At 64.8% G+C, this 16,368-nt stretch carries 20 protein-coding genes, 1 tRNA gene and 1 pseudogene; 8 read left to right on the top strand and 14 right to left on the bottom strand.

From position 1 onward, the window contains the following. The first annotated feature begins 3 nt into the window (after positions 1-3). Complete coding sequence (locus AC0KVN_RS14280; RefSeq protein ID WP_483656161.1) at positions 4-300, top strand: hypothetical protein; 297 nt, start codon at positions 4-6, stop codon at positions 298-300. Positions 301-462: 162 nt separating this feature from the next. Then, complete coding sequence (locus tag AC0KVN_RS14275; protein WP_483656160.1) at positions 463-834, top strand: hypothetical protein; 372 nt, start codon at positions 463-465, stop codon at positions 832-834. 337 nt (positions 835-1,171) lie between these two features. On the opposite strand, the gene AC0KVN_RS14270 is transcribed toward AC0KVN_RS14275, so the two are convergent. Next, positions 1,172-1,402 (bottom strand): excalibur calcium-binding domain-containing protein, encoded by a 231-nt coding sequence (locus AC0KVN_RS14270; protein WP_081600937.1) that lies wholly within the window; start codon positions 1,400-1,402, stop codon positions 1,172-1,174. Between the two features lie 247 nt (positions 1,403-1,649). On the opposite strand from AC0KVN_RS14270, the pseudogene AC0KVN_RS14265 reads away from it, so the two are divergent. Together AC0KVN_RS14265 and AC0KVN_RS14260 are read left to right on the top strand one after the other, a co-directional pair. Continuing rightward, positions 1,650-2,132 (top strand): annotated as a pseudogene (locus AC0KVN_RS14265) (TIGR02594 family protein); the annotation flags it as partial. Then, on the top strand, positions 2,122-2,463 hold the full coding sequence (locus AC0KVN_RS14260; protein WP_483656159.1) for a hypothetical protein: 342 nt from the start codon (positions 2,122-2,124) through the stop codon (positions 2,461-2,463). The pseudogene AC0KVN_RS14265 and the gene AC0KVN_RS14260, both read left to right, overlap by 11 nt. 230 nt (positions 2,464-2,693) lie before the next feature. On the opposite strand, the gene AC0KVN_RS14255 is transcribed toward AC0KVN_RS14260, so the two are convergent. The 3 genes from AC0KVN_RS14255 to AC0KVN_RS14245 all read right to left on the bottom strand — a co-directional run bounded on the left by AC0KVN_RS14255 (position 2,694) and on the right by AC0KVN_RS14245 (position 3,479). Continuing rightward, positions 2,694-2,816 (bottom strand): hypothetical protein, encoded by a 123-nt coding sequence (locus AC0KVN_RS14255; RefSeq protein ID WP_483656158.1) that lies wholly within the window; start codon positions 2,814-2,816, stop codon positions 2,694-2,696. Positions 2,817-2,981: 165 nt separating this feature from the next. Then, positions 2,982-3,134, bottom strand: a complete 153-nt coding sequence (locus tag AC0KVN_RS14250; protein ID WP_483656157.1) for a hypothetical protein — start codon at positions 3,132-3,134, stop codon at positions 2,982-2,984. A 268-nt stretch (positions 3,135-3,402) separates the two neighbouring features. Next, positions 3,403-3,479: transfer RNA gene (locus AC0KVN_RS14245), tRNA-Arg, on the bottom strand. Between the two features lie 87 nt (positions 3,480-3,566). On the opposite strand from AC0KVN_RS14245, the gene AC0KVN_RS14240 reads away from it, so the two are divergent. Then, on the top strand, positions 3,567-4,289 hold the full coding sequence (locus AC0KVN_RS14240; RefSeq protein ID WP_004210843.1) for a queuosine precursor transporter: 723 nt from the start codon (positions 3,567-3,569) through the stop codon (positions 4,287-4,289). Between the two features lie 93 nt (positions 4,290-4,382). Next, positions 4,383-5,375, top strand: coding sequence for a GGDEF domain-containing protein (locus AC0KVN_RS14235; RefSeq protein WP_435568262.1), 993 nt, complete (start codon positions 4,383-4,385; stop codon positions 5,373-5,375). Here the strand turns inward: AC0KVN_RS14235 and truA are convergent. Together truA and fmt are read right to left on the bottom strand one after the other, a co-directional pair. After that, the gene (gene truA, locus AC0KVN_RS14230) at positions 5,348-6,106 is read right to left on the bottom strand and encodes a tRNA pseudouridine(38-40) synthase TruA (protein ID WP_017503436.1); all 759 of its coding nucleotides are present in this window, start codon (positions 6,104-6,106) and stop codon (positions 5,348-5,350) included. The genes AC0KVN_RS14235 and truA overlap by 28 nt on opposite strands. A 4-nt stretch (positions 6,107-6,110) precedes the next feature. Further along, positions 6,111-7,019 carry a methionyl-tRNA formyltransferase gene (gene fmt / locus AC0KVN_RS14225; protein WP_099234384.1) on the bottom strand — a complete coding sequence of 303 codons (909 nt, stop codon included), beginning with the start codon at positions 7,017-7,019 and terminating at the stop codon, positions 6,111-6,113. A 178-nt stretch (positions 7,020-7,197) separates the two neighbouring features. On the opposite strand from fmt, the gene recR reads away from it, so the two are divergent. Further along, complete coding sequence (gene recR / locus AC0KVN_RS14220) at positions 7,198-7,794, top strand: recombination mediator RecR (RefSeq protein WP_017503434.1); 597 nt, start codon at positions 7,198-7,200, stop codon at positions 7,792-7,794. A 695-nt stretch (positions 7,795-8,489) separates the two neighbouring features. Here recR and AC0KVN_RS14215 read toward each other — a convergent pair. The 3 genes from AC0KVN_RS14215 to AC0KVN_RS14205 form a co-directional block, all read right to left on the bottom strand. Next, entirely contained in the window at positions 8,490-8,828 is a 339-nt protein-coding gene (locus AC0KVN_RS14215) for a hypothetical protein (RefSeq protein WP_435568261.1), read from the bottom strand. Continuing rightward, positions 8,825-10,012 carry an aromatic ring-hydroxylating oxygenase subunit alpha gene (locus AC0KVN_RS14210; RefSeq protein ID WP_435568260.1) on the bottom strand — a complete coding sequence of 396 codons (1,188 nt, stop codon included), beginning with the start codon at positions 10,010-10,012 and terminating at the stop codon, positions 8,825-8,827. Before AC0KVN_RS14210 ends, AC0KVN_RS14215 begins: the two co-directional genes overlap by 4 nt. 108 nt (positions 10,013-10,120) lie before the next feature. Then, positions 10,121-10,711, bottom strand: coding sequence for a TetR/AcrR family transcriptional regulator (locus tag AC0KVN_RS14205; RefSeq protein WP_017498999.1), 591 nt, complete (start codon positions 10,709-10,711; stop codon positions 10,121-10,123). 98 nt (positions 10,712-10,809) lie between these two features. Here AC0KVN_RS14205 and def point away from each other — a divergent pair, with 98 nt between their 5' ends. Next, the gene (gene def, locus AC0KVN_RS14200; RefSeq protein WP_004210855.1) at positions 10,810-11,340 is read left to right on the top strand and encodes a peptide deformylase; all 531 of its coding nucleotides are present in this window, start codon (positions 10,810-10,812) and stop codon (positions 11,338-11,340) included. Between the two features lie 85 nt (positions 11,341-11,425). On the opposite strand, the gene phoB is transcribed toward def, so the two are convergent. The 5 genes from phoB to pstC all read right to left on the bottom strand — a co-directional run bounded on the left by phoB (position 11,426) and on the right by pstC (position 16,367). Further along, entirely contained in the window at positions 11,426-12,124 is a 699-nt protein-coding gene (phoB, locus tag AC0KVN_RS14195; RefSeq protein ID WP_004210860.1) for a phosphate regulon transcriptional regulator PhoB, read from the bottom strand. 3 nt (positions 12,125-12,127) lie between these two features. Continuing rightward, the gene (gene phoU / locus AC0KVN_RS14190) at positions 12,128-12,823 is read right to left on the bottom strand and encodes a phosphate signaling complex protein PhoU (protein ID WP_004210862.1); all 696 of its coding nucleotides are present in this window, start codon (positions 12,821-12,823) and stop codon (positions 12,128-12,130) included. A 108-nt stretch (positions 12,824-12,931) separates the two neighbouring features. Then, positions 12,932-13,720, bottom strand: coding sequence for a phosphate ABC transporter ATP-binding protein PstB (pstB, locus tag AC0KVN_RS14185; RefSeq protein ID WP_004210863.1), 789 nt, complete (start codon positions 13,718-13,720; stop codon positions 12,932-12,934). An 8-nt stretch (positions 13,721-13,728) separates the two neighbouring features. Further along, positions 13,729-14,973 (bottom strand): phosphate ABC transporter permease PstA, encoded by a 1,245-nt coding sequence (pstA, locus tag AC0KVN_RS14180; protein WP_010337565.1) that lies wholly within the window; start codon positions 14,971-14,973, stop codon positions 13,729-13,731. After that, positions 14,973-16,367: a phosphate ABC transporter permease subunit PstC gene (gene pstC, locus AC0KVN_RS14175; RefSeq protein WP_004210867.1), complete on the bottom strand. Its 1,395-nt coding sequence runs from the start codon at positions 16,365-16,367 to the stop codon at positions 14,973-14,975. Before pstC ends, pstA begins: the two co-directional genes overlap by 1 nt. Position 16,368 lies beyond the last annotated feature (1 nt).

Below are 16,368 nucleotides of genomic sequence, written 5' to 3'. Positions count from 1 at the left end.
CGCATGGACATTACCGCAGAGACGACCCTTCGCGAGGTCAACGCATTTTCGATCCAGACGCTTGAAGCGCTGATCGCCGACATCGACGCCCTTCGTTCGGCCGCCCAGAGCGCGACGTTGGAGCAGGACTATCCGACCGCCCAGGTGGTCGGCCAAGCCATGTCCAGCATGTCGGGCATCCGCATGCAGCTTGAGACGCGCCGGGTCGCTTTGGAAAACGTGCGCCGGGGTTGGGACGGTGAAGAGCCGCTGTCGGCGGCTGGCACCTTTACGCCGACGCTCCCGGTATCGCCCGCGTGATCGACCGTTTGAAAAGCGTGGCGGAAAAGGTCGGCGCTACGGCCATCTGGCTGTGGCACCTCCCACCAGTCCGATCCGCCATCGTAACGAATATCATTCGCGTCGCGGGTGGCGGTGTCGTCGGTTCTATCATCGTCGCTATTGCGGACGGCCTTGCGAACGGTGGATGACACCAGCCTGATCCTCGGGCGGCTGGAAGGGAAAGTGGATAGCATCCAGGCCACCCTATCCGCCATCGTCCAGCGCCAAGACGCGCACGAAAGTCGGCTGTCATCGGTGGAGGGCGCTGTTCGCACGATCGAGGCCGACCGTGCGGCCATGATCCCCGGCTATCGCATCGTCGAGGCCGATCTAGCCGACCTCAAGACGTGGCGCACGACCGTCGAAGGGAAGGCGCGGGGGTGGATCGAAGCTGGCAGCTTCATGAAAATCGCGGTCGGTATTGCGATTGGCATCGCTGGATATTTCGGCTTTCAGATCGCTGTGACGCCTATCTCGCAGCATGCCCCTATGCGCGTGACGGCATCCCGATAAGCGCCTGGCAAGGGTGGTTTCCTGCCATTCCACTAACGTCATGCTGAACTTGTTTCAGCATCCATCAGGCCCAACAAGCCATTGGTCTGCTGGGAGGAATGGACCCTGAAACAAGTTCAGGGTGACGATGATGGGATGGGCCGCTGTTGGTCGCTTACTGACCGTCTGAATCTGGTCCTCAAGTAAGTTGATCCCGGCCCACCATATTCGGGGGAATATAAGGGGTGTTTGTGGCCGGGATCGTCCGCAGCCTATCGGGCTGAGCGGTAGGGTCAATCAGCATAAACACGAGCATGATGACCAGACGTGCGCATCTGGTCGGTAGCGAACCATCGCCTTATCGCGGGTGATACGGCTCGCATGCGATGCCGTCTCCGTCTCCGTCCATATGATCCCCAAATCCTGGTTGGCCACGATAGATCGGGGCAGCACCTGCCGCGCGGGCTTCCCGACAGTTTCGATATGACCAGGTCGAGCCTCCGGATTGAACCGGGGGATTGGCTGGACGGGCGACACCACCGGATGATGATGAAGATGGCTGCTGCTGATCTAGTTCATCGGCTGACATCGGCCGATCGCGGGGGATGGTGTCGCGAGGGGTCCAATTTTCCTCGGGTGCATTTGCTTCGGCGAGGGGCTGGCTTTTGCGCGGGAGCATCGTCCCGCCCACCAAACCGACCGCAAGCGCGCCGACCAAAAATAAGGGGGATTGTCGCATGCGGCCGTTGTATCGCGCGCTGGTAAAGTAATCGCTACGCCTGCGTCATAATAAATAGGGGTCATGTCCCCAACCGTTCGAGCCGTCCTGGCTCACCTATGCCCGCACCCTGATGGGCGTTCGCGAAATCGTCGGCCCCAAGCATTCGCCCACGATCATGTCGTGGGTCCGGTCCCTTGGTCCCAAAATCCTCGGCATCGCCGTCGATTCCGATGAAACCGCCTGGTGCGGCACCTTTGCCGCGCACGTCGTTTCCCACGCTGGTTTCCAGCCGCCGAAAATCGCCGTCCGGGCATCGTCTTGGGACGCTTTCGGCGAACCGGTCGAAAAGGCCTATCTCGGCGCTATCGTCCGGTTCCAGCGTCCTGGGGGCGGTCACGTCGCGTTTCTGACGGGCGTATCGGCGGACGGTCGGCTGCTCCGCGTGTTGGGTGGAAACCAGTCGAATTCGGTCAACGAGACCTGGATCGAACGCGGCCGGTGCGTCGCCATGCGATGGCCGACCGGGGCGCAAAAGGCGATTGCGCTGGCACCAGTGCTGGATTCTGCGGGCGCGAAGGTTTCGACGAATGAAGCCTAACGCCCCGCGCTACCGGTCGAAATTCGAAGCCCGTTGCGCCGCGCTCGTCCCGGCCGAATTCGCGCACGAAGCGATCAAGCTGCCCTACACCATCGCCCACACCTATCTGCCCGATTTCGTCGATGTCGAAGGTCGGCGGATAATCGAGGCGAAGGGGCGTTTTCTCGCAGACGACCGAAGGAAGGTTCTCGCCGTCCGCGACCAGCATCCCGACTGGACGATCGAGATGTGGTTTCAGAACCCTCGGCTGAAAATCTCGCCCAACAGTTCGACGACGTATGCGGCCTGGTGCGACCGCAATGGGATCGCTTGGCGCCAAGGGCCAGCCTGACGCGGGTGTTAGAGCAGGCTGTAAAGGCCTGCGGCCGACGATCCGATCATCATCGCAGCGAGAAAGATCGCCTGGACCTTGAGGACCAGCGACGATCGGTCGCGGTCGTATTGGTGGTCGGGTTTCAAACGCTCGCCTTCAAAAAATACCCCGCCGAAGCTGGCGGGGTAGGGTGTCCTGAATATCAGAGGAACCTACCAAACGAAGGTCTCGATGCATCGGTTCCGGACCTATCGCATCAAGCCCACCAGGGCGGCGAACAGCGCCCCGCACAAGATGCCCAGCGCCAGCACGCCATCAATCTCGAAAAACGATGTCGCGCGGGTCGTGGGATCGGTTTCAGGGCGGTGCAATGCTTGTCTCTCCAGGTGTGCGGGTCGGGATGAAACGACCGTTCTCGTCGATTGGTTGCGCGGATCAGTCGATCAGTCGGACGATCCCGCTGATCGCGGCGACGAACATCATCACGGCCAGAACGAACGCCTCGATGGTAAGCGCAATGTCGGGGCCGTTGCGCACTAGGCGTCGATCGCGCGACGCTTGATCTCGTCGATCACCGCCTGTTGCTGGCTAGTCAAATCGTTGCTGTCCACGATCCGATTACGAACCGCGATCAATTGCGAATTCGTCATCGCCGACGCCTGCGCTGCTGCTTTTAGGTGATCGTCCACCCGAGTTCTCCTTACGACGAGACGATAGCATCGCTAGGCGTAACGGTCGCGTGGAAAGGGTCGTGCGGGTTCAAGGCGTTGGAGCGGCGGGTGATTCTTCCGCGTCAGGTGTGTCAGCATTTATGTCCGCACGCGAATCGTTACCGGGGGCGTGTCCTTGAGCCGTGCCCTGATCTGCCGACCGTGTCCTAGCCGTGTCCCGAAGGTGTAGCTGGACAGCCTGAGACGATCTTCCGCCTTTTCAATTCATTGTTTTTGCTGGATTATTTGGCGACCCCGGCAGGATTCGAACCTGCGACCATCCGCTTAGAAGGCGGATGCTCTATCCAACTGAGCTACGGGGCCGTGCGCGGGAGCGATAGCGGGGCTTGGGCCGCGGCGCAATCTTTCGCAGCCGTTGCAATCGTGTGTCGGCGGGATATGCACCGAAGGATGAGCGATGCGGGCATCCGGAAAATCGACGCGACCGTGCTGGGCGCACGGCCGCTGCGCTATTATGATTTCTTCATGGCGGCCTTCGTCGCCATATTGCTGCTGTCCAACCTGATCGGCGCGGCCAAGCTGTCGTCGCTGGGCGGCGTGACCTTTGGCGCGGGGATCCTCTTCTTTCCGCTTGGCTATGTGATCGGCGACGTGCTGACAGAGGTCTATGGCTATGCACGGGCGCGGCGCTGCGTCTGGGCGGGCTTTGCCGCGATGCTGTTCATGGCGCTGATGAGCTGGGTGGTGGTGGCCTTGCCGCCGGCCGAGGGCTGGCCCGACCAGAAAGCCTATGAGGCGGTGTTCGGCAGTACCTGGCGGATCGTTTTTGCCTCGCTTTGCGCCTTCTGGGCGGGGGAACTGGCCAACAGCTTCGTGCTGGCCAAGATGAAGATCATCACCCAGGGACGGCATCTGTGGATGCGCACCATCGGCTCGACCGTGGTGGGGCAGGGTGTGGACAGCCTGCTCTTCTACCCGCTCGCTTTCTATGGCGACTGGACCACGGCGCAGGTGCTGACCGTGATGGTCACCAACTGGGCGATGAAGGTCGGCTGGGAAGCGGTGCTGACGCCGGTCACCTATGTGGTGGTGAATGGCCTCAAGCGGCGCGAGGGGCTCGACGTCTATGATGCGGGCACCGACTTCACCCCGTTCCGCACCCGGCTCCAATAGGCTGGAGCCAGTAAATTATGTAATCTAAAGAGAGTCTTTACCTTGTCTGGCGCAGGAGGAAGCGTGCCAGTCAGGAAAGAATAGTCGCCCATCGTGCCCATCGCCTCCGCCCAGTCCATTGTTCCTGATCGCGATCCCGTGATGACCCCGGATGCGATCTGCCGGATCGACCGCCTGACCCATGTCGCGCGGGCGCTGAGCCAGGAGGCGCAGACAATTCAGGCCAATCTGGCCAATGCGGAGCGCCGGTTCCAGGCGACCTTCCAGCACGCGCCGGTCGGCATTGCCCATGTCGCGCTCGACGGCAGCTTCCTGACCGTCAATCCCCGTTTCGAGGAGATTACCGGCTATCCGGCCGCGATGTTGATGCGGCTGGGTTTCCAGCAGATCACCCATCCCGATGATCTGGATGCCGATGTCGCGCTGCTTGGCCGGCTGCACCGGGGCGAGTTGCAGCGCTATACGCTGGAGAAGCGCTATATCCGCGCCGACGCATCGCTGATCTGGATCAACCTGACCGTGGCGCTGGTTCGCGATGAGCGGGATGAGCCGGAATTCTATGTCGCCGTGGTCGAGGATCTGTCGGAGATGCGGCAGGCCCATTTCGATGCGATCCATGATCCGCTGACCGGCCTGCTCAACCGCCGTGGCTTCGTGGTGCGGGCACGGGCCTTGCTGCGGCAGGCAGCAGAGGCGCATCGCGCCGTCAGCCTGATCTATCTCGACCTCGACGGGTTCAAACAGCTCAATGACAGTCTCGGCCATAGCGCCGGGGATCGCTGCCTGGTCGATGTGGCGCGGCTGATTGAGGATATGCTCGCCACTCGCCATGTCGTGGCGCGGATGGGCGGCGACGAGTTCGTGCTGCTGGTCGACGAGGAAGGCACGGATCTGGGCGAGGCGCTGCGCGTCGGATTGATGAAACTGGGCGGCGCACATGGCGGTGTCAGCGGCAGCTTTGGGCTGGTCACGCTGATCCCCGACGATGACACCGAACTGGACAGCATCGTGGCGCGCGCGGACGAGGCGATGCTGGCGGCCAAGCGCGCCGGCAAGAATCAGCTGGTGACCACCGCGCTGCTATAATCGGCACGCACGAAATAGAGACCGTCCGGCGGCGCGTTGAGCGCCAGCCGGGCGCGGTCGCGTGCCTCCAGCGCATCGCGCAGGTCATCGGCGCTCCAGCGGCCCATGCCGACCATGGCGAGGCAGCCGACCATCGAGCGCACCTGGTGATGGAGGAAGGATCGCGCCTCCGCCCGGATGGCGATGCGATCGCCCTGTCGCTCCACATCCAGCATCGCCAGCGACTTCAGCGGACTGGCCGCCTGGCAATGGACCGAGCGGAAGGTGGTGAAGTCGTGATGGCCCACCAGGATCTGCGCCGCATCGTGCATGGCGTCGGCGTCGAGCGGCTGGATCACCCGCCAGGCAAGCCCTGATTCCAGGGTCAGTGGCGCGCGGCGATTGGCGATGCGGTAGATATAGGCGCGGCCGGTGCAGCTGAAACGGGCATGCCAGTCTGGCGCGACTTCCTCACAGGCGAGGATCGCGACCGGATGGGGCCGCAGCTTCGCATTGATCGCCTCCATCAGGCGAAAGGGCGTCAGCGGTTTTTCGACATCGGCATGGGCCCGCATGGCCAGGCCATGGACGCCGGCATCGGTGCGGCCGGCAGCGTGCAGGATCGCGCGCTCGCCGGTGACGGCATGGATCGCATCCTCGATCGCCTGCTGGACGCTGGGGCCATGGGCCTGACGCTGCCAGCCCATATAGGGGCGGCCGTCAAATTCGACGGTGAAGGCGAAACGGGCCATCGGATCAGGCGTCGACCCGGCTGCCGGTGGGCATGTCGAAGCCGCGCAGCAATTCGCCCGCCGACATCGCCGCCTTCCCCGCGCGCTGGATCAGCGTCGGACGGATCGCGCCATGGCCGCAGCCGATCAGCAGGCTGTGGTCGAGCAGTTCGCCCGCCGGCCCGGCATGATCCTCGACCGTGGCGGCGAGGATGCGGAAGCGTTCGCCGTCATATTCGAAGAAGGCGCCGGGGAAGGGGTTGAAGGCGCGGATCTGCCGTTCGACCTGATGCGCGTCGCGGCTGAAATCGATCCGTGCCTCCGCCTTGTCGATCTTGGCGGCATAGGTGACGCCCTCTTCAGGCTGGACCACCGGGGGATGGCCGGCAAGATCATCCAGCACATCGACCATCAGGTCGGCACCGGCCTCCGCCAGTTCCTGCGTCAATTCGCCGGCCGTCTTGTCCTCGACCGGGGTGACATGCTTGGCGCGCATCGGCCCGGTGTCGAGCCCCGCCTCCATGTCCATGATGGTGACGCCGGTGACATTGTCGCCGGACAGGATCGCGCGCTGCACCGGCGCGGCGCCGCGCCAGCGCGGCAGCAGCGAGCCATGGATGTTGAGGCAGCCATGGCGCGGCATCGCCAGGATCGCGCGCGGCAGGATCAGCCCATAGGCGGCAACCACCGCGACATCGGCGTCGAGCGCGGCAAATTCGGCCTGCACCGCCTCGTCCTTGAGCGAAACGGGCGTGCGCACTTCTATCCCCAGTTGCTCGGCACGGGCCTGCACCGGGGAGGGGCGCAGCGCCTTGCCACGGCCGGCCGGGCGGGGTGGCTGGCTATAGACGGCGACGATGTCATGCCCGGCCTTCACCAGTGCATCGAGCGCTGGAACAGCGAAATCGGGAGTGCCCATGTAAATGATACGCATAGTTTTTCCGCTTCCCGCACCAGCCCGCTCCCCCACCCGGCCGCCCTTCAAGATACTGCCGTTGGGTGGCCGGGTGGGGAGCGGGCTGGCACCGCATTTGAAATCTGCCTGGGGCCTATTTCCAAGATCGCTCTCAAACCTCTTGTCGGGACGACTTGCAAGCCCTTATCTCGGTTCCATGGCATCCCCAGAAATCGAGACGCTGACCCAGGCGCTGTCGCGACTGCCCGGCCTTGGCCCCCGTTCGGCGCGCCGCGCGGTGCTGCATCTGCTCAAGAAGCGCGAGGGCGCGCTGGAGCCGCTGCTGCGCGCGCTGGCGGCGGTCAATGAACGGCTGGTCACCTGCCAGACCTGCGGCAATGTCGACACGGTCGATCCCTGCGGCATCTGTGCCGATCCGCGCCGCGACGCGCGGGCGCTGTGCGTGGTGGAGGATGTCGCGGACCTGTGGGCGCTGGACAAGTCGCGCCTCTTCCCCGGCCGCTTCCATGTGCTGGGCGGGCGCCTCTCTGCACTGGAGGGGGTGCGGCCCGAGGATCTGAGCATCGATGCGCTGGTCGCGCGGGTCGAGGCGGGCGGCATCGACGAGGTGGTGCTGGCGATGAACGCCACGCTGGAGGGGCAGACCACCGCCCATTATCTGGCCGAGCGGCTGGAGCGCTTCCCGATCCGCCTGACCCAACTGGCCCATGGCGTACCGGTGGGCGGCGAACTAGACTATCTGGACGAGGGTACGCTGGCCCAGGCGCTGCGCGCGCGGCGACCGCTGGGCTGAAGGACGGGCCGAAGGCGGGGGCACGCGTCTCCCGAAGTTCACACCGTTATCGGGCTTTTTGGGCGAAATGCGCCGGGAACGCGCCTGTGACGCGCCGCCTTTGCGCCGGTGGCGCGTCACCACCCATGGGGTGGGGGTGTTCAATATGCGCCTGCATCGCCCCTGTGACGCGACAATCGCGCTTCTGTCCCGCACCAAGGATGCCCCTATGGCGCGATCACCACGCGTCGATGGCCCGTGCGCAGCGGGCCGTGACAGGGGGAGAAGGTCGGAGGGGTGATGATCCATTCGGGCAGTAGATCAGACAAGCGGCGTGTAGGACAGGCCGGATGATGGACGGGAAGGGCGGCGAATTTGGGTGGGCACAAGACATTCCTCCCCGGCACGGGGAGGGGGACCGCTCGCGTAGCGAGTGGTGGAGGGGCACAGGCCGGATAGCGCAGCGCCAAGATGCACCTGCCCCTCCGTCAGCGCTTCGCGCTGCCACCTCCCCGTTCCGGGGAGGAACGTCCACTTCTGGTCGTTAGCCGCCCTACCCACATCCGTCATGCCGGGCTTGACCCGGCATCCCGCTTTTCGATGCAACCGATAAAGAAGCGGGACCCCGGCTCAAGGCCGGGGTGACGATGGCGGCTTCTGGTCGATCCTCGTCATTGCTTGGCTGCACTCGGAATGACGGGGCGGGCCTGCGTCTCTCAGGCGCCTGCCGGGGTCCGGGTAATGCGCATGTGCTGGCGTTGACGGGCGTGGGCGGATTCCTGGTCGCCCAATATCTCTTCGGTCAGCGAGACATGGGCGAGGGTCAGCATCATGTCCATCAGCCTTTGCTCGGCCGGCGGCAGGGCGTCGAGCGGGTAGCGGTCGAGATGGGCGAGGGCAGCGTCGAGCAGGGGGGCGGCCGCCGCGAAGAAGGCGGCGCGATCGGCCGGATCGGCGTCGCCGCGCCGGGCGGCGCGGGCAATCGAGCCGTCGATCGCCCAGCGATCGGCAAAGGGGGCGAGTGCCTCGAAGCCGGCGGGGAGGAGCGTGGTCATGCCATTGCCTCCGCCCGCAGAGGGGGCGTAGCGCTGGTCCGTTCTGCTCGATAGGCCTGCACCCGTTCGTCGACGGCGATGAAAAGGTGCCGGCAAAGCGCCTCCTGCGCCTGGAAATGGATATGTTTGAGCGCGCCGCTGTTGAGGCCGCGCTGCCCCGCCTCGATCACGTCACGATCCTCGGCATGGATGTCGCGCGCGCTGGCCATCGCATATTCGCGGGCATAGCGGCGGCTGGCGCAGTCATCCTCGCCCTTCCAGTAGAGGCGGATCACGCCGCGTGAGCGGCGGGCGTCGATCGGCCAGACGGTGTGGGAGAAGGGCTGGGCCGGCGATCCGAGGATGAAGAAATTGGGAAAGAGCGCGAGATAGTCGCGGCTGTGCGGGCCGGCGGTGCCGTCGGCCATGGCGAAACGGGCGGCGCGGCCGAAGGATTGCGCCTGCACCGGCTTGGGCGCGGGATCGGGATTGGTCCAGATCGTCTGGGTGCGGTGGGGGCCGTGAAAGCCCATCTTCACCGGATAGCCGAACGGGTTGTCCTCGCCCACGGCGGGTGCGCCCGAGCGGGGATGGATGAAGCGGAGATGGTAATTTTCCTGGAAATTGTCGTAGGTCAGCTTCCAGTTGGCGTCGATCTCATAGACATATTCGGAGAAGGTGGTGGCCTGCGCCGCCGGGAAGCCGTCGAGCATCGTCGCATAGGGGCCAAGATCGTCGCGCAGGCCTTTGTCCGGCGTGCCGAGATGGACGAAGATCAACCCGCCGCAGATGTCGAGCGCGACGCGGGGCAGGGCGCAGTCGGCCTTGTCGACGAAGAAACGATCGAAATCGGGGGCAGCGAGCAATGCGCCATCGGTGCCGAACGACCAGCGATGATAGGGGCAGGAGAAGGTGCCGCGCCTGCCGCTTTCCTCCTCGACCAACTGGGTGCCGCGATGGGTGCAGACATTGTGGAAAGCGCGAATCTCGCCATCGCGGCCGCGCACGATCAGCAGCGACACATTGAGCGCCTCGATCTCGCGGCGGATGAAGTTGCCGCTGTCGGGCAGTTCGCAGACATGGCCGAGTTGCAACCAGGCGCGGCGGAACACCGCTTCCCGTTCCAGGTCGAACCAGGCCGGATCATGATAGGGGGCGGCGGGGATCGGCGCGGTGCCGAGCCAGGCCAGACTGTCGTCGCTCATGCCCTGAAAGCCGGGCCGTTTGCCGTGCATCATCGCTCTCCGCTGTCTGTCTTTTCGACAGCATGAGCGGGTCAATCTAAATTTGCAACACTGTTGTTGTAAATTGTGTCAGTCGTCGGCGATGCCATCCCGGCGCAGCACCCGCTGCTGCTCCTGGCGGAAGCGGGCGATGGTGGCGTCGGTGTCGAGATCGGGGGCGACGCGATGGCGAAAGACGCGCGGGCCGATCAGCGCGCTGGTGAGCAGCATCACGCAATAGACTTCGGCGTCGATCGGCTCGTCGGGGAAGGCGGCGGCAAGGCTGGTGCCGATGCCCGATACCAGGGCGTCCCAATGCGGATAGCTGGCGCGGATGTCGCCGGGGGCGATGAAATCCTCGATCCACAGCGACATGATGGCGGGATTGTCGAGCACGAAGCGGGTGACATAGTCGATCCGCGCCTGGCGCGGCAGTTCCGGGCGGAAGGCGGCGACGATCTGCTGCGAGGACCAGAGCTTCACCGCCGCGACCAGGGCGTCACGATCGGTGAAATGATAATAGATGGTGGTGCGGTTGACCCCGGCGGCGCGGGCGAGGGCGGACAGGGACAGCGCATCGATGCCGCGATCGGCGATCAGCCCGACCGCCAGTTCGATCAGCATCTGGTGGGTATCCTCGAAGGATTTGTAGCGGCGCTGCTGTGCGGTTTCGTCGGTCACGCCCTTCGCCTAGACCCCTCCGGGCGGGGCGGCAAGCGGTGCGTGGACCAGCGCCTGTCTCGCTTGAAATTTTCCTCCGTTCCGCTTATGTTTTGGCCATGGCCATTCTTCCGATCCTTGAGGCGCCCGATCCGCGCCTGCGTACCATCTCGACCCCCGTAGAGGCGATCGACGACGATCTGCAGCGTCTGATCGACGACATGTTCGAAACCATGTATGACGCGCCGGGCATCGGCCTGGCCGCGATCCAGGTGGGCGTGCCCAAGCGCATCCTGGTGATGGATCTGCAGGAACCGGAATCGGATGAGGAAGGCGCGCCGCCGGTCAAGAAGCCGATGGTGTTCATCAATCCGGAAATCCTGAAGGAATCGGACGAGCAGTCGGTCTATAATGAAGGCTGTCTGTCGGTGCCCGACCAGTTTGCCGAGGTGGAGCGCCCGGCGGTAATCCGCGCGAGCTGGATGGACCGCGATGGCCGCATCCATGAGGAGCAGCTGGAAGGGCTGCTGGCCACCTGTCTGCAGCATGAGATGGACCATCTCGAAGGCGTGCTGTTCATCGACCATCTGTCGCGCCTGAAGCGCGACATGCTGCTCAAGAAGCTGAACAAGGCGCGCCGCGCGGCCTGATCGCGGCTCATTGCCGAAATAGAAAAACCTCCCCGGCACAGCTTGCCGGGGAGGTTTTTTCTTGTCCGCATGCGCGGGGCGACGATCAGTTCAGGCCGTCGGTGTCCAGCGCATAACCGGCCGAGCGGACGGTGCGGATGATGTCGTGGCGGCCATCGACATTGATCGCCTTGCGCAGGCGGCGGATATGGACGTCGACGGTGCGCAGTTCGATGTCGCTGTCCTGGCCCCAGACGCTGTCGAGCAGACGTTCGCGCGAGAAGACCCAGCCGGGATGCTCCAGGAAATGCTTCAGGAGGCGGAATTCGGTGGGGCCGAGCGGGATCACCTGGCCGCCGCGACGGACCTTGTGGCCGACCGTGTCCATCTCGACATCGGCGAAGGTGAGGGTCTCACCGGCCAGCGCCGGGCGGACGCGGCGCAGCACCGCGCCGACGCGGGCGACCAGCTCGCGCGGGGAGAAGGGCTTGGTCACATAATCGTCGGCACCGGTTTCCAGGCCGCGGACGCGATCCTCTTCCTCGCCGCGCGCGGTCAGCATGATGATCGGCACATTGGCGGTGCCGTTCATGCGGCGCAGGCGACGGCAGACCTCGATCCCCGACAGGCTTTCGACCATCCAGTCGAGCAGCACGATGTCGGGCGTGTTTTCCTGCGCCATCAGCAGCGCTTCCTCGCCATCGACGGTATGGGCGACTTCGAAATCCTCACGCTTGAAATGCCAGATGAGCAGTTCGGCGAGCGCCGCGTCATCCTCCACCAACAGCATCTTCGCCCGCGCCATGCCTCAATTCTCCTGCTGCTGGGTGCCGCCGCGTTCGCGTTCGGGCAGGGTCTGGCCCGTTGCGGCATAATAGACCATTTCCGCGACATTGGTCGCATGGTCGCCGATGCGTTCGATATTCTTGGCGATGAACAGCAGGTGCGCGCACTCGCTGATCGTCTTGGGATTTTCGACCATATAGGTCACCAGCGTGCGGAACACGCTGTCGTAGAAATCGTCGACCACCTGGTCGCGCTCCACCACCGCCAGCGCCAGTTCGGCGTCGCGCGCGGCGAAGGCGTTGAGCACGTCATGCACCATCTCGGCCGCGACCTGGCCCATCGAGGGCAGCAGCGACACCGGTTCCAGCTTGTGCTGGTTGGCGGCGATCAGCGGCACGCGCTTGGCGATATTCTTGGCATAGTCGCCGATCCGCTCGACCACGCTGACGATCTTCAAGGCGGCGATCACGTCGCGCAGATCGTTGGCCATCGGCGCGCGCAAGGCGATGATTTGCACCACCAGCTTCTCGACTTCCGCTTCCAGCGCGTCGATGCGCTTGTCGTCGGCGACGACTTCGGCGGCGAGACGCTGGTCCTGGCGCTGGAGCGCCAGCATCGCATTCTCGATCGCCGCTTCGGCGCGACCGCCCATTTCGGCGATCAGGCCACGCAGCCGGTCGATTTCCTCGTCAAATGCCTTGATCGTATGTTCAGCCATGTTTCTTCTCTCCGCAGGCATCGATCCTGCAGGGATCGATGCCGGAATCTCAAGTGGCGCGCTTTCCAAGCCGCCAGATGCAAGCATCTGGCTCGAAAGCGCGCGGGATCAGCCGTAGCGACCGGTGATATAGTCCTTGGTCCGCTCCTGGCGCGGGTTGGTGAAGATGTCGCTCGTCACGCCATATTCGACCAGTTCGCCCAGGTGGAAGAAGGCGGTGCGCTGCGACACGCGCGCGGCCTGCTGCATATTGTGGGTGACGATGACGATGCCATAGCGGCCGCGCAGTTCGTGGATCAGTTCCTCGATCTTGGCGGTGGCGATCGGGTCGAGCGCCGAGCAGGGTTCGTCCATCAGGATGACTTCGGGTTCGACCGCGATGGCGCGGCCGATGCACAGACGCTGCTGCTGACCGCCCGACAAAGCGGTGCCGCTGTCATTGAGGCGATCCTTGACCTCGTCCCACAGGCCGGCGCGACGCAGCGACTTTTCGACGATCACGTCCATGTCCGCCTTGCCCGCGGCGAGGCCGTGGATGCGGGGGCCATAGGCGATATTCTCGTAGATCGACTTGGGGAAGGGATTGGGCTTCTGGAACACCATGCCGACCCGCGCGCGCAGTTGCACCACGTCCATCGAGGGGGCGTAGATATCTTCGCCGTCGAGCGTGATCGTGCCTTCGACCCGCGCCGAGGCGACGGTGTCGTTCATGCGGTTGAGGGTCCGCAGAAAGGTCGACTTGCCGCAGCCCGACGGGCCGATGAAGGCGGTGACATGGTCCATGTCGACATCGATCGACACGCCCTTGATGGCCTGTTTCTCGCCATAGAAGACCTTGACGTCACGGGCCGTCATCTTCGGATTGGCCACGGCCAGGCTTTGCTGTTCTTCGGTCATGGGTGTGATTACCACCGTTTTTCAAACTTGTTGCGCAGGTAGATGGCGAGGCCGTTCATCGCGAGCAGGAAGGCCAGCAGGACGATGATGGCGGCCGAGGTCTTTTCGACGAAGCCCTTGGAGACTTCATCGGACCAGAGGAAGATCTGCACCGGCAGCACGGTGGCCGGATCGACAATGCCGCCGGGCGGCGTGGCGATGAAGGCGCGCATGCCGATCATCAGCAGCGGTGCGGTTTCGCCGAGCGCGCGGGCCATGCCGATGATCGTGCCGGTGAGGATGCCGGGCAGGGCCAGCGGCAGCACATGCTGGAACACGACCTGGACCGGCGAGGCGCCGATGCCGAGCGCGGCGTCGCGGATGCTGGGCGGCACCGACTTGATCGCGTTGCGGCCGGCGATGACGATGACCGGCATGGTCATCAGCGCCAGGGTCATGCCGCCGACCAGCGCGGCCGAGCGGGGCAGGTGGAGCAGGTTGAGGAAGATCGACAGGCCGAGCAGGCCGAAGATGATCGAGGGCACGGCCGCCAGATTGTTGATCGACACTTCGATGATGTCGGTCCACCAGCTCTTGCGGGCATATTCCTCCAGATAGAGCGCCGTGGCGACGCCGATCGGGAAGCTGAGCACCAGCGTCACCAACATGGTCAGCAGCGACCCCTTGAAGGCGCCCCAGATGCCGACTTGGGTCGGATCGGTGCCGTCGCTGGCGGTCAGGAAGCCCCAGTTGATGCCGGTGGCGAGCAGGCCGGCCTGACGCAGGCGCGCGACCTGGGCCTCGGCCTCGGGCGATCCCTTGCTCTTGGCGGCGAGGTCGATCGCGGTCGCGGCGGGCACGTCGATGGTCTCGGTGCGGGCGAGGATCTTGGGATCGGCCTTGATGGCGTCGCGGATCGCAATCCAGGCGCTCGGCGAGATCATCGCGTCGGCATCCTTGCCCAATGCCTTCTGCGCGACGGTGCTGGTGACCATCGGCAGATTGGCGTTGGCCAGCGCTTCATCGGTGATGTTGGCCGGATCGAGCAGGAGCGGCGAGGCCGGGAAATCGACCTTGAGGGCGATTTCCGTGCGGGTGAAGCCGCGCATGCCATTGCCGACCATGGTGAAGAGCAGGAAGGCGAGGAAGGCGGCGCTGAGCAGCACGGCGGCCATGCCGGCGGCCTTGAAGCGGCGTTCGGCGGCATAGCGCCGGGCAATGCGCTTGCGCATGGCGTCCGACTTCCAGTCGGTGGGGAGGCGTTCGGCGCTCATTATTCGTAAGCCTCGCGATATTTCTTCACGACCCGCAGGGCCACGATGTTGAGCAGCAGGGTGACGATGAACAGCACCAGGCCGAGCGCGAAGGCGGCAAGCGTCTTGGCGCTGTCAAACTCCTGGTCGCCGGTCAGCAACTGGACGATCTGGGTCGTCACCGTGGTCACGCTGGCAAAGGGGTTGAGGGTGAGGTTGGCAGCCAGACCGGCCGCCATCACCACGATCATCGTTTCGCCGATGGCGCGGCTGACGGCGAGCAGCACGCCGCCGACGACGCCGGGCAGGGCGGCGGGGATCAGCACGCGGCTGATCGTCTCGCTGGTGGTGGCGCCCATCGCCAGGCTGCCGTCGCGCATCGACTGCGGCACGGCAGCGATGCTGTCATCGGCCATGGAGGAGACGAACGGGATGATCATCACGCCCATGACGAGGCCGGCGGCCAGCGCGCTTTCCGAGGAGGCGCCATGGATGCCGATCATCACCGCAAAGTCGCGCAGGGCGGGGGCGATGGTCAAAGCCGCGAAATAGCCATAGACGACCGTGGGCACGCCCGCGAGCATTTCCAGCGTCGGCTTCATCCACTTGCGCACCGTGGGGCTGGCATATTGGGTGAGATAGATGGCGCTCATCAGGCCGAGCGGGATGGCGACGATCATGGCGATGATCGCGCCGATGAAGATGGTGCCCCAGAAGAGCGGCACCGCGCCGAACGCATCCTCATTGCCATAACCCATGGCGGCCGACTGCGGGCTCCATTTGGTGCCGAACAGGAAGTCGATCGGGTTCACCATGGAGAAGAAGCGGAAGCTTTCCCACAAGAGCGAGGCGACGATGCCGAGCGTGGTGATGATCGCGATCAGCGAGGCGATCAGCAGCGTCGCCATGACCAGTCGCTCGACCCGTGTGCGGGCACGGAAGTCCGGACGGACGCGGGTGAAGGCATAGGCGCCGCCGGCGAAGGCGAGCACCAGCGCCAGCACCGCGCCGGCAATGCCATAATGGCTGAGCGCGGTGCGATAGGGTTCGACCAGCGCATTTGCGGCCGGGTTGAAGGCGCCGGCCTGCGCACCGGTGGCGATCGCCCGCGCCTCGCCCAGGATGGCGGAGCGGGAGAAGCCGTCCATCGGCAGGCTCTGCGCCGCCGGGTCGGCCAGAACCGACTGGGTGACGAGGCCGGGCGAGACATTGGCCCAGACCGCCAGGAAGATGCCGGCCGGGATCAGCGTCCACAGCGCGACATACCAGCCATGATAGCCGGGCAGGCTGTGTACCGCGTCGCGGCGGCCGCTGGCGCGCGCCACGCCGGCAAGGCGCAGCGCACGGGCGCGGGCGCTGACCCAGGCGATCGCGCCCAGGCCCGCCAGCAGCAGGAGGATTGCAGGACCGGTCATG

It is taken from the genome of Sphingobium sp. SG1 (assembly GCF_057063145.1).
This window is presented reverse-complemented; position numbering and strand designations above follow the sequence as displayed.

Coding starts and splice junctions, on each gene's coding strand:
- AC0KVN_RS14215 (WP_435568261.1), bottom strand. CDS start 8,828: ATGACCACGCTCCTCCCCGCCGGCTTCGAGGCACTCGCCCCCTTTGCC.
- truA (WP_017503436.1), bottom strand. CDS start 6,106: ATGGCCCGTTTCGCCTTCACCGTCGAATTTGACGGCCGCCCCTATATG.
- pstB (WP_004210863.1), bottom strand. CDS start 13,720: ATGACCGAAGAACAGCAAAGCCTGGCCGTGGCCAATCCGAAGATGACG.
- phoU (WP_004210862.1), bottom strand. CDS start 12,823: ATGGCTGAACATACGATCAAGGCATTTGACGAGGAAATCGACCGGCTG.
- AC0KVN_RS14270 (WP_081600937.1), bottom strand. CDS start 1,402: ATGTCAGCCGATGAACTAGATCAGCAGCAGCCATCTTCATCATCATCC.
- recR (WP_017503434.1), top strand. CDS start 7,198: ATGGCATCCCCAGAAATCGAGACGCTGACCCAGGCGCTGTCGCGACTG.
- AC0KVN_RS14280 (WP_483656161.1), top strand. CDS start 4: ATGGACATTACCGCAGAGACGACCCTTCGCGAGGTCAACGCATTTTCG.
- AC0KVN_RS14240 (WP_004210843.1), top strand. CDS start 3,567: ATGAGCGATGCGGGCATCCGGAAAATCGACGCGACCGTGCTGGGCGCA.
- phoB (WP_004210860.1), bottom strand. CDS start 12,124: ATGGCGCGGGCGAAGATGCTGTTGGTGGAGGATGACGCGGCGCTCGCC.
- AC0KVN_RS14210 (WP_435568260.1), bottom strand. CDS start 10,012: ATGAGCGACGACAGTCTGGCCTGGCTCGGCACCGCGCCGATCCCCGCC.
- pstC (WP_004210867.1), bottom strand. CDS start 16,367: ATGACCGGTCCTGCAATCCTCCTGCTGCTGGCGGGCCTGGGCGCGATC.
- def (WP_004210855.1), top strand. CDS start 10,810: ATGGCCATTCTTCCGATCCTTGAGGCGCCCGATCCGCGCCTGCGTACC.
- pstA (WP_010337565.1), bottom strand. CDS start 14,973: ATGAGCGCCGAACGCCTCCCCACCGACTGGAAGTCGGACGCCATGCGC.
- fmt (WP_099234384.1), bottom strand. CDS start 7,019: ATGCGTATCATTTACATGGGCACTCCCGATTTCGCTGTTCCAGCGCTC.
- AC0KVN_RS14260 (WP_483656159.1), top strand. CDS start 2,122: ATGAAGCCTAACGCCCCGCGCTACCGGTCGAAATTCGAAGCCCGTTGC.